This window comes from Rhizobium sp. SJZ105, from assembly GCF_007828365.1.
In the GTDB taxonomy this organism is placed as follows: domain Bacteria; phylum Pseudomonadota; class Alphaproteobacteria; order Rhizobiales; family Rhizobiaceae; genus Agrobacterium; species Agrobacterium tumefaciens.
In genome coordinates, this window is record NZ_VIUP01000002.1 from 149351 (window position 1) to 163945 (window position 14595).

Here is a 14595-nt window from a genome sequence, read left to right on the forward strand (position 1 = left end):
ACGCATGACTGTGCAATTTCCGAGTATCTCGCAGGCGCTTGCCGAAGAGATCGGAACCTTACGGAAATGGCTTGAAGAGGACGCGCTACCGCTGTGGTGGGAGGTGGGCTCCGCCCGTCCGGACGGCGGTTTTTACGAGCGCCTGGGCCAGGATGCGAAACCGGTTTTTTCTGATGACCGCCGCGCCCGCGTGCAGCCTCGTCAGGCCTATTGTTTCGCTGCCGCCGGCCAGAACGGCTGGCAGGGTCCGTGGAAGGATGCGTTGCTGCATGGGCTGAGCTGGTTCGAAAAGGTCTATCGCCTCGATAACGGCCTTTACGGCAACCTCGCCGACCAGACCGGCAAGCTGATCGATCCGTCCTTCGATCTCTACAATCAGGCTTTCGCGCTTTTCGCCGCAGCACAGACGGCCGCAGCCCTTCCCGACCGCAAGGACGAGATGCGTGCCCGGGCGCTCGAGATCCTCGCCGTCCTCAATCGCGACTACAAACACCCCGTCGCCGGCTTTGAGGAAGCGAACCCGCCGCGCACGCCGCTGTGCTCCAATCCGCATATGCATCTTTTCGAGGCGATGCTTGCCTGGGAAGTGCAGGACCCCGAAGGTCCATGGACCGCGCTGGCCGACGAGATCGCCGGCCTTGCACTCACCCGCTTCATCGATGGCACCAATGGCGGGCTACGCGAATTCTTCGGCCATGACTGGATGCCGTTTGAAGGCGAGAAGGGCCGCATCATGGAGCCCGGTCACCAGTTCGAATGGGCCTGGCTTCTGGTGCGCTGGGGCAGCCTGCGCAACAATGGCGAGGCAATCGCCAAGGCCAAGCGCATGTTCGAGATCGGCGAAGCGCATGGCATCTGCCCACGCCGCAAGGTCGCGATCATGAGCTTGTACGATGATTTTTCGGTACATGACGGTCTGGCACGGCTCTGGCCGCAGACGGAATGGCTGAAGGCAGCCTTGCGCCTTGCCAGCGTGACCATTGGTGAAGAAAGACAGCGTTATCTTGCCTCGGGCCTGAGGGCCATCGGCGCGCTGCAGCCTTTCCTCGACACACCGGTCAAAGGGCTTTGGTTCGACAAATGGCCGGCCGACAAGCCGATGCTGGACGAACCGGCACCGGCCAGCACTTTCTACCACATCGTCTGCGCCATCTATGAGGCTGAGGCAGTACTCGCCTCCAGCCATTAGAGTCCGGGCGGGCGAGCGGGCCGGGCGTCCGCTCTACCCGCTCCAGCCTCAGTTAAGCCGCGCCGGGCGCACAACGCGCCAGTCGGGCTTGCCGAGATTGTGCGGCCATGGATGCACGTCCTTGTCGTTGAAATAGACGACCTCTTCCAGCTTGGGAAAATCCGCCTGTTTCAGCGTCACGTCGTTCATCCATGGACGGACGTAGGAATCGCCGCCTTCGTAACCCAGTTCAGCAACCCAGACCGGTTTATTGAAGGTTTCGACAAGCCCATAGCCCTTGCGCAGGAGATCGGTGAACTTCTGCGGCCCGCCATATTCGATCTTGTCATAGTCCTCTAGACCGAAGACCGAGAGACCGACCAGGTCCGCGTAATTGTCACCAGGATAGTAAGCGCGCAGACCGTCGAGACCTTTCGGCGACCACATCACCTTGACGCCGGGGACCGCCTTGCGGGTCATGTCCACCATGCGTTTGTAGGCCGTGATATAGTCCTGCGGGTTCCAGCCCGACCACGAGAAGCGGCCGGATGTGTCTTCCATTTCCTGTCCCCAACGCAGGATCAGCGGGCTCTTCATTGCGGACATGCGTGCGGCGATCGCCTGCATGTTCTTGTCGTAGTCGCCTCCCATCACCTTGCGGCGCAACTCGTCGGAGGTGAGCCGCCAGTTGACGTCCCATGACCAGGGTTCGACCGTGATCAGGACATTACGCTTGCGCTCCAGAGCGTAAGCGTCTGCGAGCGCGAGGCTGTCGAGATCCACGTCCTCCCAGGGCAGGAACAGATGTTCCGTCGCCACCCCGGTCTGGCCGGTGAAATCGCCGTGCGGATCGTAGGCGCCGAAGCGTATACCATCCGCGTGCAATGTCGGACGTTTGTCGGCAAGCGTCTTCATGCCCGTGGAGCCCATGGGCGCGACCCCCTGGGCATCCAGTTTGAATATGGGGTACATGCTGGCTGAAGAAGCAACAGCAGCCCCGCTTGCAAAGAGCAGTCTTCTTCTTGTTATTTGCATGACACTTTCCTCCTACCTCGTCGCAGTCATCGCCTTGCCATAGGCGGCGATTTGCGGGGTGACGTCGTCCTTGCGGACAAGTTTCAGGAATTCATCTCCGGGCCGTGGCGGATTATGCCGGAAGACGTACCAGGGCCCGCCCTGCTTGCGCTGGTAAAGCACCTGACCGATGCGACCGTGGTCGAAACACGTGTCGGCCTTGCCGTTTCCGGCATCGGTTTTCCAGGTAGCGCGCATGCACAGCGTACCTTTGGCATCGACGGTCCAGCGGCCTTCACCGACGGCCTTCTTGCCTTTCTCTTCAGTCAGGGCGATGAACTTGCGGCCATCGGCGATGAAGCGTCCGCCACCAGTCTCCCATTTCCAGGTCTTGTCGTAATACATATCTACGACTTCGCTGGTCCGGAGCGGTTTCGGCGTCTTCGTGCCGCCCGCGGCGTGGACGGCACTTGGCGCGATCACCGCAAGGCAGAGTACGAAAGCGGAGAACCCGCATTTGCTTATTGTTGTTCTCATCACAGCCTCCTCCTTCTATTGTCCGACCCTATTGTCGGCCAGCATGATTTCTCCGGTTGTCATGACCGGTGGCGGCACCATGGGCTCCGCCTGCATGTTTCGAATTCCGGGCATTCCCGGCAGTACGATGCGCAGTTTCAGACGCACCGATCTCGCTCCCTCCACGCCAGCACCGGCCACGGTGAACCGCGTTTCGGTGAAGCTGACATAGGGTTGCCCGTGCGACAGGGCCTCCAGCCCACCAATCGCATGGGAGCTGAGTTCCGCGGCACTACCTGCCACAAGCAGTAACGAACAGGCGGCAACCGTCGCCCCACCGCGCAATGCCGGCAGCCGTGGCAAGCCGTTTTCCATGGTATGTCGGACGAGAAGAAAAACCGAAAGGCCCGCGTAGATCGCCACATTGATCGCGGCGAAGACGAAGAAACCTTCCGCAGCGTTTTCACGCGGCGCCAGAACCATTGCGAGAAGGCTTAGTGCCGCCAGAACCATGTAAGGCGCGATTACGCGCAGCGGCAGCGGCGGTTTCGCCTGCGTGCCCTTGGGTGTAATGCGAAAGTCGACGAAATCACCACGGATCGTATCGCGTATCGCCGCAAGCACACCCATCAACGACCAGGGCCAGCGCAGGAACAGAAACACGATGGCTTCCCACCCGAAGAGTTTCGCATCATGCGGGCGAAAGGCCCCCGTGGCCCGCCAGAAAAAGGCGAACACGATCATGATGAATGAAATCGGCAGGAAATGCGCCAGAAACACTGGATAGGAGGCATTGACGAGTACCTGGCCGCTCAACAGTGCAAAAGCGGGAAGCACGAACATCAGTGCCATGAAGCCGGAAAACAGGGGATACCAGAGCTGTGAAAACAGGAACTGGAATTTCAACCGCAAGGGAAGCTTCGGCACGTAATGCCGCGAATATTGCAAGAGGATGGTCATCAGACTGCGTGACCACTGGAATTCCTGCACCACGAGATCGGTAAAAGTCACCGGCCCGTCGCCATGCGCGATTGCGTTGACGGCATGGACGCCGCGCCAGCCGCCCGCGTTCATCAAAAGCGTGGTGGAATGGTCCTCGGCAAGCTCGGGTCCCAGACCGCCCACCTCACGCAGAGCTTTGGTGCGCACGGCATAATGCGAGCCGATACAAAGCGGCGCCCAGCTGTTGTTGTAACCCAGCTGCAGGGCGCCGTGCAGGCTTGCCTCGGCATAAAGCCTGCCACGCGCAGCCCAGCTCTCCTTTGCATTGGCATCGCAGATGCTTGGTGCGGAGACATATCCAACCGCCGGATCGGCGAAAGGACGAATGATTTCACTCAGATAGTCCGGTTTCGGAACGTGATCGGCGTCGAATTGCGCGACGAAATCATAACGCTCATACCCGTAATGATCGTAGAAATAAGCGAGATTGCCTTCCTTGCAACGGGTGCGGCGAGGCCATGTCTTGCGGTGATAATCGACGACACCCTTCCGGGTCGAAACGAAAACGCCGTGCGCGCCGCACCATTTCAACGTTTGCGCATCCGGGTCCTCATCCGCAAGCCACACGTCAAATTCCAGGCCCTTCTGCTCCAGCATGGCCTGCAGCGTCTTTTGTACTACGGCAAAAGGTTCCGATGGCGCCTTGGTTACAACCATCGCCACCCTGCCTTGCGGCAGAGGAGAGCGCCGGTCGACGACCCTGGCGTTCAGGAAGATGAAGATGAAATAGGACGGCAGAAGCGTGATCCACGCGAGTGTTACCGTAACGATCGTAAAATACGGCCAGTCGATGACCCGATCCCGGTCCAGCCACCAGATCCAGAAATAGGCAAGCGTCACCAGCCAACCTCCAATGCCGAGACGATAGGCCATGCGGTTCCAGCCGGTGAAGACGGGCAGCATTGGCAATTGGCCCGCGACGGGACGCGATGATGGTACGGAAGGGGTAGAGCGAGCTTTCATGACAGCACCTCCAGCCCGAAGCCGGGACCAGCCGTGCGGATGATGGTGTCTATATCGGAGCGCTTCGGCGCAAAGCCGAGGGTCGCCCTCGCTCTTTCTATATCAGCGAACAGGGCGGGCGGATCACCGGCGCGCCTTGCGCCGAAATGCACCGGCACTTCCTGTCCCGTGACGCGATGGATCGCGCGGATGATATCCCCGACCGATGTGCCGTGGCCGGAGCCGAGATTGACACGCAGGGTCTCGCCGCCATCGGAAAGATAGTTGACGGCGGCCACATGGGCATCAGCCAGATCGCTGACATGGATGTAGTCGCGGATACAGGTGCCGTCGCTGGTGTCGTAATCCTGGCCGAATACATCAAGTTGCGGCAGCCGCGAGGCGGCAGCCATCAGTGCCCGGGGGATCAGATGGGTTTCCGGGTCGTGGCGTTCGTAAAGTTCGCCATCCGGGTCGGCACCCGCCGCATTGAAGTAGCGCAGAGCGACGAAACGCATGCCATAGGCGGCAGCGTAATCATCGAGCGCCATTTCGAAAATCAGCTTCGTACGACCGTACGGATTGACCGGCATCTGCGCCGTTTCCTCGCGGATCGGTAATTGCGGCGGCACGCCATAGGTGGCGCAGCTGGAGGAAAATACCAGACCGCCGATATTCTGGTCGAGACAGGCATCCAGAAGCGCCAGACTGCCGCCGACATTGTTGCGGTAATATTTGCGCGGATCCTCGACGGATTCGCCGACATAGGCATTTGCGGCGCAATGTATGACGAAGGCTGGCGAGAACTCCTTGAGCGTGGCCTTCAAGAGACCACGATCCAGAATGTCGCCTTCAATGAAGGGACCCCAGCGAACTGAATCCGCGTGACCCGTCGAGAGATTATCGTAAGCAATGGGCTTGAAGCCGGAATGCGCCAGCGCCTTGCAGATGTGGCTGCCTATGAATCCGGCCCCGCCCGTGACGAGGATTGTACGGGACATCTCATACGGCCTCCGCAACCTTCTTGCCGGCCAGCAGCGCATCGAAATAGACGATGGTTTTCTCCAGACCGGTTTCGAGCGGTACGCGCGGTTGCCATCTGAGCATTTCCTTGGCACGCGAAATATCGGGACGACGCTGCTGCGGATCATCGATCGCAGCGGGCAGATGCACGATGCGCGAGCGGGAATTCGTCATGCGGATGACGATATCGGCCAGCTGCCGCACCGGAATTTCGCTCGGGTTGCCGAGATTGATCGGTCCGGTGCAATCCTTCGGCTTGGCTGAAAAACGCAGGAACCCGTCGATCAGATCATCGACGTAGCAGAAGGAGCGCGTCTGGCTGCCGTCGCCATAAATGGTGATGTCCGACCCCTTCAGCGCCTGGACGATGAAGTTGGAGACCACCCGCCCGTCATCGGGGCGCATGCGCGGCCCATAGGTGTTGAAGATGCGCCCAACCTTGATATCGACGCCATAAAAGCGGTGATAATCGAAAAAAAGCGTTTCGGCGCTGCGCTTGCCCTCATCGTAGCAGGCTCGCGGCCCGATTGTATTTACGTTGCCGAAATAGCTTTCCGGCTGCGGATTGACGAGCGGGTCGCCATAGACTTCCGATGTCGAGGATTGCACCACGGTTGCACCGCATCTGCGAGCGACTTCGAGAACGTTGACCGCGCCGAGCACATTGGTAAGCAGGGTGCCGACTGGATCACGCTGGTAGTCCGGCGGCGAGGCCGGCGACGCGAAGTTGAAGATCAGCGAGACGTCGATGTCATAGGGCTTGCGGACATCATGCTCGACCATCAAAAACCGCTTGTTGGCTTGCAAATGCTCAACATTAACGGTCCGTCCAGTCGAAAGATCGTCGAGACAGATCACCTCATGACCGCAAGCCAACAGACGTTCGCAAAGATGGGAGCCAAGGAAACCAGCCCCGCCGTTGACCAGAACGCGCTGGCCTGGCCGCCACTCGGAATAGATTGTAGCGCCGTTGTCATGGTCGTTGGGAACGAAATTACGCATTACACACTCCTCCCAATGAGGAACCAGCCCGGCTGATTCGACTTGAACTAGATCAAACTCCAGATTGCAGGATATTTCGAATGTCACCTCCGGTTTTTATTTCTTCTGGAGGTTTTAATATTTAGATTCGGTATATTTCAACTTTTATGATAGGCGCGTCATAAAACAGGTCAACTTTATTTTATCGACATATTACAATTGATTACCCCGAATTACTCGTATTAATCACTCGATTTAATACTTTTTAACTACGCCTCCATTATGCCTTTCTTATTGAGCATTAGCGCAAGCTTCGCTCAACCAGTCGGGACTATTCTGGTTTTGTAAGGCTCGGTCCACCGGGGCAAAACCACCCGGCGAGATGCGACAGCTAGTCGATTTCAGGGGACATACATCATGAATGAAATGCCTTATTCCCATAACAGCAAAGCGGCCCGCCGCTGTCGTTTTGCACTTGTTGCCGCCGCACTTGCGACGTTCACTTTCGCAACGGCCTCGTGCTCCGTCGTTGAAGATGCCGTTCTGATCAAGACCGCATCTGCTAATACGGCGACGATCAAGAGCCGGGTTGCTCCAGCCAAGGCGTCCTACGGCTATGACAAGACAGGCAACGCAGCCGTCACGCTTGTTGCCGATACTTACGACACACCGACGATATCGCCGCGGCATTCCTATTCCGGTTCTTCTCCCTATATCTGCTCACCGAGCGGATTTGGTCAGAAGTCCCGCTGTTTCCTGAGGCCCTGAGCCTCAGGCATAACCTCTGCTTGAAACTGGCGTCATTGCGGCATCAGGCCCGCCAGATGTTCAGTTTCTCCAGCCGGAGATAGCCGCGTCGTCGTCCTTGTGAAAGAAGCGCGACGCTGCCTCCGTTCGGTTGCGCACATTCATCTTCTTGTAGATGTTGCGAACGTGCACCTTCACGGTATTCTCGGACAGGTGAAGCCGGTCGGCGATAATCTTGTTTTGCGTTCCCTTGCAAAGCAGGTCGAGGATTTGCACCTCGCGCGTCGTCAGCGCCGCCATTTCACTCTTGCTGACGGCAAGAGCGTCGGCGCGGTTGGCGAGCACGGCGTTGCTTTGAACGCTTTTGCCGTTCACGGCCTGGGAATAGGGGGTGAGCTTGCCGAGAAGGGCAGCGGGAAAATGCTCCCCGCCCTTCATGAGGAGATCAACCGCCGCCATGAAAACGTCGAGCCGCAGATTAAGCGGCAGCACGCCATCGATGATACGCATCCCCACCAGTTGCTTCAGCGGCTCCTCAAACTTGTCGATGGTTTCGACGACAAGTGCAATTGGGGCATCCGGATGCTTTTCGCGGACTGCCGAAAGAACGCTATGAAGCCGCTCGCCCGACATACGGTACGGCAGGACCAGCCGGACATCGGCGCCATAGTCATCGTCGATCGTTGCCGACGACATAACGCTCATCACAGCGAATGTTGGGAACTTTTTGCCCAGCGCCTCCACGAGGCACTCGGAAAACAGGTCCGGATCCGCGATGATCAATAAAGTCCCATTTATAGGCGCAACGGCTCCACTTTGTTTTGCCGCATAATCTGAAGTTCCCATGAACATCGACGTCTCCCCTAAAGCGCTACGCATTACGTTCTTTTTGGTTGTGTGCTCTGTCATTCGCCGGGATACCCCTAGAAACAAATGGGGCAACTCCCGCTTCACGCCATGTCAACTATCATTAATTACCCGTTAATTAAGGAGGCTAATACGAAAAGCTGTGCAAAGAAATGGCCCAAATGGGTTATTTCTTGCAATTGACGTACAAAATTGGTTACGCCCGTAATGAATCGTTGAGCCCGGAACCAGTGTAAAAACAAACACATCGGAAAAGCTTTCGCTCCGGTTTTGCAATCCGGGAAAATATAACTTTTGGTTGATATCCCTTTACATACCTGCCCGGCAAAGGAGCTTCCGGAATGTGCCATTTCGGGATAGGGACCCTTCTCACCGCCATTGACTACATTTTTAGAAAAAGCAGCTTTTCCCGGCCTGAGCGCGATTATTTGCGTCTGAACCGGCGGCAAATCTCCATGCGACCGCCTTCCGACATATATATTGGTGGTAAGGGTGCCGATATGTTTAGCCCGAATTGATAGCTAGGAAGCGCGATTTTTCTGCTGCACAGTCTGACCGTCGCTGCAAACAGTGACCGATGGAAAGACAACCCTGGCCTTTGACGTGTGTTTGCAAACGCCGGTTCCTTTTCAAGACATAACGAAAGCAAAAAGACGAAGCCACCGCGCTCCCAACGGAGCGAGGAACGGATTTGTGCGCCTTAATACCGAGTAGCGCACAAGGGCTGAACGAGAAGAGCCCGGTTACGGGCCGATGCCAAGCCGCAGATGAGACGTACCGAGTGCATCTGCAGAACATCAATCTTTGTGCAACGCGGAGCAAGCGCGAAAAAATCCCGTTTTAGATGAGAGGGATTTCGAAAGCTGCTCCGAGCTTTTTCGGAGGAAATCGACATGGGTTACAATCCACAGCCTGCGGGCGACGACATCACCAAGATTGGCGCGCTTTCGGAGGGTTTCGCCAACACCTCGACCAATGACGCAAAGGTGGACGACAGCAACGTCGGCACCGCAAACGGTGAAAACCGCAACAACGACAACAGCGACAACAGCACCAATGTGGATGTTGACGCCAAAATCGACGTTGCAGTGGGCAACGGCGACAATCGCGACAACGACTATGACTGGAGCTATGACAGCAAGTCTTACAGCGACAACGATACGACCGTAAAGACGAGCACCGAAACCAGCACCGAAATCAAGACCGATTACGACTGGAGCTATGAAAGCAAGTCGTACAGCGACAACGACACCAACGTGAAGACGGTCACGGATACGGACACCAAGACCTTCTCCTATTCCGACGACGACACGACAACAACAACAACGACGACTTCCGACAGCTTCAACTCCGCTGACAGTTTCTACAAGTCGGATGACGACTTCGGCAACATCGCCGGCGTCAAGGATGTCGGCAATCTCGGCATCGCTGGCGGAGACCTCACCTTTAACCTCGGTGACGACTTCTCCTTCACGCTTGATGTCGACAATATCCTCAACAGCTCGCTCAACGGCGAAGGCAACGACACGGGCTTCAGCCTTGTGCAGGCCAACCACCTGGCGGATCAGGATCAGGCCTGGGATGTCAGGATGGACAATGGTGGTGCCCAGAACCACCTGAGCGCGAATGCCGGCGACGCCTTTGGCGCAGAAGGCATGGACGGCAAGGGATGGGACCTCAAGGCTGGCGACGACGCTGCGGGTACCAGCACTGCAGATGCATCGGCTATCCTTGCAAACTCCGGCTTCCATCTGGAACTGGTGCAGGGCGCCAACATGCTCTCCAATGCCGTTGATGTCTCGGTCACAGGCGGTAACTCGCATGTTTCTGATACCGGCGAGGACAGCGGCTCCTGACGAGTACCTCTCTATGAAAAAAGCTGCACCGGCATTCGCCGGTGCAGTTTGCGGTTGAAGGACCGGGTTTGCGCGAAGACGAAGCACCGCCTCTTGGACGTGTGCCGCCCGCCGCCCAGGCTCTGCCGCGATGATCAGGGAGGGACCTGCAATGCAAATCGACAGAATTTCAGACATGATTGCGCATTTCATCGGCCTGTTCGACACGGTGATCGAGGAAGCGCGTCTAAGAAGCAACTATGCCGAAGGCACGGCACACGCGAACAAAGACCGGTTGTCGGATGATGACGCGGCAAGACTGCTAGACAAGAACTACGACTTGCAGCTTCAGGATTACGATCCCGGCGTTAAATATCGCGCCGGCTATTACGACTTCGACTATCTGCAACCGCATTTCGCCCGCATGGTCGAACACGACATGCAGCAGCTTGCAAATGCGATACCGGTCGATATGTCAGCGGCGCATTTCCGTTTTCCGGGCAGTGTCTCCTTTGAGCAAGAACGCGAACTGGTGGTTCACACCGGCCCTGGCTCGGTTATCGCCCATGTCACTCAGGTCAATATTCTTCAGGACGACGACTATCTGAACATGACGGACGGCCCCAATGTGGCGCGCGACACCAGTTTCGTGACCCAGCGCACCGTCGAGTTCCATAACGAAGCAGCCGTCTTCACGCCCTTTTCCGTTTTCCAGCGCACCGACAGCTACGACGCGTTGCAGGCGCTCGCCAAATCAGCACATGATTATATCGACCATGCACGCGAAAATGACGTGACGTCCCTTGGAACCGGCGCTGAACAGGATTTCGTTCTCGCTGGCAATGACATCAACGGCCTCTACATCAATGGCTCCATGGCAAGCGAAAAGCCAACGCTCGACGACTTCATGCCGGATCGTGGCATTGCCAAGCCCGCTGAAGAGCCGGAAAAGAGCGATGTTTCGCTGCATGAGGATAGCCCCGCCGGAAACAGCCTCGATGTGGCTGCCGGCGCAAATGTCGTCGCCAACATAGCAACGCTGGTCAATACTGCCGTCATGGCCTCCGTCACCACCGTCATGGGCGATTATCACCAGATCGACGCAATCACCCAGGCCTATGTCTATAGCGACCGCGATGAGGTCGATTCCGTTTTCACGCAGTCCGAAGACCATGACGCAACCGCCGCCTACAATATTGCGACCTTCTCACGCAGTGTCTATCCGGGTGCAGAAAGCGCCGATAGCAGCCACGATAGTGGTGAACCGCCAATATTTCCCACTGCCTGGCGTGTCAGCGTCCTCGAGGGAGACGTGTCTTTCGTCCACTGGATCGAGCAGTACCAGTTCATCAGCGACAACGACACACTGACGGTTACCTCTTCGGGTGCCAGCGTCAGCTTGCTGAGCGGTGGCAACGCTGCCCTCAACATCGCCAATTTCCTCGGCATCGGCATGCAGTACGATCTGGTCATCGTCGGCGGCAATGTGCTGGACATGAACCTCATCAGCCAGATCGCCGTGCTTTACGACAATGACTGGATCCGCGCCAACCCCGACGCGCCTGAGGGCGCCACCGTTCAGTCCGGCAACAACCTGTTGTGGAACGACGCCAGCATCCACAATGTCGGTGGCAACGACCGTTTCGAAACCATGCCGGACTATATGGCGCAGACGGTGAAAGCGATTAACGAGCGTGATCCGAACATGCCGGACGCGCTTGCCCACGATGCCAATTTTGCGGGCTATCAGGGGATCAACGTCCTTTACATCACTGGCAATCTTTATGACGTCAGCATCATCAAACAGGTGAGCGTGCTGGGCGATTCCGACTATGTGACGCAGGCAGCCGCAAAGATTCTGGAAAACAACGAGAACGTCACGATCCATATCGATACCGGCAGCAACGCCGTCATCAATCTCGCGCAGATTATCGATTACGACAGCTTCGGTTCCACCACCTACGTCGCGGGCGGGCTTTATTCGGATGCTATCCTTATACAGGGCGGCATCATCGAAAATGATGCGTCGCAACCGGGTCACCAAGGCCAGCAGCTGGCAAACGAAGTGATCGCGTTTCTGCACGACGATCCCGCCACCATTCAGAATGAATCCGATGGCGTCATCAACGCCGGTCACGACATGTCGTGGTCGAGCGCGCATTCATCCGACGTCATGCAGGCGGTCACTGCATAGGTTTTGACAGGCGGGGAGAAACACCCGCCGCCAAAGCCGCAGAAACCGCGAGATCACCGAGGGGATTAATAAAAAAATGGATCATATTTCAAGAAAAACCATTACCGCCGGGCACTCGCTGGACTTGCCGCTGGATCAGGATGCGGAAGACAGCAAGCTGACTGATGCCTGCATTTCGGCCATAAACGAGGCCGTCGAAAACCTGCGTCACCTGTCCGGCGCGGAACCGACCGTGAAAGCAGCCTCGCCCTCCCCTGAGATCACACCGCCCCGGCCCCTTCCACAACATTCCCCATACGCCGAACAACCGCAAATGCGTGACGTTCCGCAGGAAAGGCCAGTGCCGCCGCAGCAAGACCGGCGCCCCGCCTCACCGCCGGAGCCGGAAGCAAAGGTGGACAATACCGAGCTGAAAAGCGCACCCGACCTGCCCTTCGTCAAGACCATCGACAATAATGACGGGCCTATCCGTGAAAACGAGCGCCGTCCGGTGACGGGCGGCGGCGGCAACGGCAAGGAGCCGACGGAGAATGGCGGCGGTGGCGGAGGCGGCGGCGGAAGCCAGAGCGGCTTCCACAAGCGCAGTGAACCCGTCAATTTCGCCGCCAGCCTCGCCAAGGGCATCGCCGCGATACGGCGCAACATGGCGATCGTGATGCTGTTCACCATCGCCATCAACGTTCTGCTGCTTGCCATCCCGCTCTATCTGTTTCAAATCTCGGACCGGGTCCTGACAAGCCGCTCCATGGATACACTCGTCATGCTGACGGTCGCCGTTCTCGGCGCGGTTCTGTTGCAAGCCTTCATGGACGCCATCCGGCGCTTCATCCTGATGCGCACCGCTGTCGAGCTTGAAGTGCAGCTTGGAGCGCCGATCCTGTCGGCAGCGGCCCGTGCCTCCCTGCATGGCAGCGGCAAGGACTACCAGATTCTGCAGGACCTGCAGCAGCTGCGTTCCTTCATTACCTCCGGCACCCTGATCGCCTTTCTCGATGCGCCGTTGATGCCCCTCTTCATCGTGGTGGTTTATCTTGTACATCCGCATCTCGGCATCATCATCATGGTCTGCTGCGCGGTGCTGTTCATCATAGCCTGGCTGAACCAGCGCTTCACCGCCAGACAGTTCGCGGAAGCCTCCGGTTATCTGAGCCGCGCCAATTTCCATCTCGATTCCATGTCGCGCAACTCGCAGATCATCAATGCCATGGCGATGATCCCAGAGGCCGTGAAGATGTGGGGTCGTGAAACAGCCGGATCACTGAAGTCGCATGTGGCGGCGCAGGATCGCAACATCATGTTCTCAGGTGTTTCCAAAGCAGCCCGCATGATCACGCAGGTCGCACTGCTGGGTTGGGGCGCGCATCTGTCTCTCGCAGGCGAACTGACCGGCGGCATGGTGATCGCAGCATCCATCATTTCCGGCCGCGCGCTGGCGCCCATCGAAGGGGCGATCGAGGGTTGGCATCAGTTCAACAAATCTGCAGCCTCCTATAGCCGTATCAAGCAGCTTCTCATCACCTCACCGCTCAATTTCCCGCGTCTGCGCCTGCCCAATCCGGAAGGGCGTCTGGATGTGGAACGTATCCTTTTCGTGCCGCCGCCGCAGAAGAAGGTGATCTTGAACGGCATTTCCTTTTCGCTGAAGAAAGGTGAATCCCTCGCCATCATCGGCAATTCCGGTTCCGGCAAGACGACGCTTGGCAAGATGCTGGTCGGCTCCATCCTTCCCACTTCCGGCAATGTCCGCCTTGACCTCATGGACCTGCGCAACTGGGACCAGCGGCAATTCGGTGAAAGCATCGGTTATCTGCCCCAGGACGTGCAGCTGTTTCCCGGCACCATCAAGGCCAATATCTGTCGCATGCGTGACGATGTTGAAGACCGGCAGATCTACGAGGCGGCTGTGCTCGCTGACGTACACGAGCTGATCGCCGGTTTCCCGCAGGGTTACGAAACCGTGGTTGCCGCCGATGGCGCACCGCTTTCGGGCGGCCAGAAGCAGCGCATCGCGCTTGCCCGCGCCTTCTTCGGTGATCCCAAATTCGTGGTTCTGGACGAACCAAACTCCAACCTTGATACGCAGGGCGAACAGGCGTTGGCAAAAGCCATTCTGCACGCCAAGAAACAGGGCATCACCACCGTCACCATCACCCAGCGACCCGCACTTCTTCAGTGCGTCGACAAGATAATGGTGCTGAAGGACGGATCGGTCGCCATGTTCGGCGAACGGATGGACGTACTGAAGGCTATTTCCGGCAATGGCCGGCAAAGTAGCCAGTCTCCGCAGATCGAGGGTTGAGGATCGT

Annotated in this window: 11 protein-coding genes; 5 read left to right on the forward strand and 6 right to left on the reverse strand. The window is 57.7% G+C overall.

Annotated elements, in window-relative coordinates:
• Positions 1–4: 4 nt before the first annotated feature.
• Positions 5–1189 carry an AGE family epimerase/isomerase gene (locus FB593_RS09880; protein WP_035199453.1) on the forward strand — a complete coding sequence of 395 codons (1185 nt, stop codon included), beginning with the start codon at positions 5–7 and terminating at the stop codon, positions 1187–1189.
• Between the two features lie 48 nt (positions 1190–1237).
• Here FB593_RS09880 and FB593_RS09885 read toward each other — a convergent pair whose 3' ends face one another.
• The 5 genes from FB593_RS09885 to FB593_RS09905 are packed head-to-tail and all read right to left on the reverse strand — an operon-like array spanning position 1238 to position 6667.
• The gene (locus FB593_RS09885; RefSeq protein ID WP_145166528.1) at positions 1238–2203 is read right to left on the reverse strand and encodes a glycoside hydrolase family 26 protein; all 966 of its coding nucleotides are present in this window, start codon (positions 2201–2203) and stop codon (positions 1238–1240) included.
• Positions 2204–2215: 12 nt separating this feature from the next.
• Positions 2216–2719: a DUF995 domain-containing protein gene (locus FB593_RS09890; protein WP_003510879.1), complete on the reverse strand. Its 504-nt coding sequence runs from the start codon at positions 2717–2719 to the stop codon at positions 2216–2218.
• A 15-nt stretch (positions 2720–2734) separates the two neighbouring features.
• Positions 2735–4663 (reverse strand): glycosyltransferase family 2 protein, encoded by a 1929-nt coding sequence (locus FB593_RS09895; RefSeq protein ID WP_111827599.1) that lies wholly within the window; start codon positions 4661–4663, stop codon positions 2735–2737.
• Positions 4660–5643 (reverse strand): UDP-glucose 4-epimerase GalE, encoded by a 984-nt coding sequence (gene galE / locus FB593_RS09900; RefSeq protein ID WP_111827598.1) that lies wholly within the window; start codon positions 5641–5643, stop codon positions 4660–4662. Before galE ends, FB593_RS09895 begins: the two co-directional genes overlap by 4 nt.
• Position 5644: 1 nt before the next feature.
• Positions 5645–6667, reverse strand: coding sequence for a UDP-glucuronic acid decarboxylase family protein (locus tag FB593_RS09905; RefSeq protein ID WP_019564672.1), 1023 nt, complete (start codon positions 6665–6667; stop codon positions 5645–5647).
• A gap of 396 nt (positions 6668–7063) precedes the next feature.
• On the opposite strand from FB593_RS09905, the gene FB593_RS09910 reads away from it, so the two are divergent.
• The gene (locus FB593_RS09910; RefSeq protein WP_013761572.1) at positions 7064–7414 is read left to right on the forward strand and encodes a hypothetical protein; all 351 of its coding nucleotides are present in this window, start codon (positions 7064–7066) and stop codon (positions 7412–7414) included.
• 60 nt (positions 7415–7474) lie between these two features.
• Here the strand turns inward: FB593_RS09910 and FB593_RS09915 are convergent, their stop codons facing one another.
• A complete protein-coding gene (locus FB593_RS09915) occupies positions 7475–8245 on the reverse strand; it encodes a helix-turn-helix domain-containing protein (protein WP_111827597.1) in 771 nt (256 codons plus the stop codon).
• A 908-nt stretch (positions 8246–9153) separates the two neighbouring features.
• Between FB593_RS09915 and FB593_RS09920 the strand changes: the two genes are divergently transcribed.
• The 3 genes from FB593_RS09920 to FB593_RS09930 all read left to right on the forward strand — a co-directional run bounded on the left by FB593_RS09920 (position 9154) and on the right by FB593_RS09930 (position 14588).
• Positions 9154–10116 (forward strand): hypothetical protein, encoded by a 963-nt coding sequence (locus FB593_RS09920; RefSeq protein ID WP_035199459.1) that lies wholly within the window; start codon positions 9154–9156, stop codon positions 10114–10116.
• Positions 10117–10267: 151 nt separating this feature from the next.
• Positions 10268–12289, forward strand: coding sequence for a hypothetical protein (locus tag FB593_RS09925; protein ID WP_111827596.1), 2022 nt, complete (start codon positions 10268–10270; stop codon positions 12287–12289).
• Positions 12290–12365: 76 nt separating this feature from the next.
• Positions 12366–14588 carry a type I secretion system permease/ATPase gene (locus tag FB593_RS09930; RefSeq protein ID WP_013761577.1) on the forward strand — a complete coding sequence of 741 codons (2223 nt, stop codon included), beginning with the start codon at positions 12366–12368 and terminating at the stop codon, positions 14586–14588.
• Positions 14589–14595 lie beyond the last annotated feature (7 nt).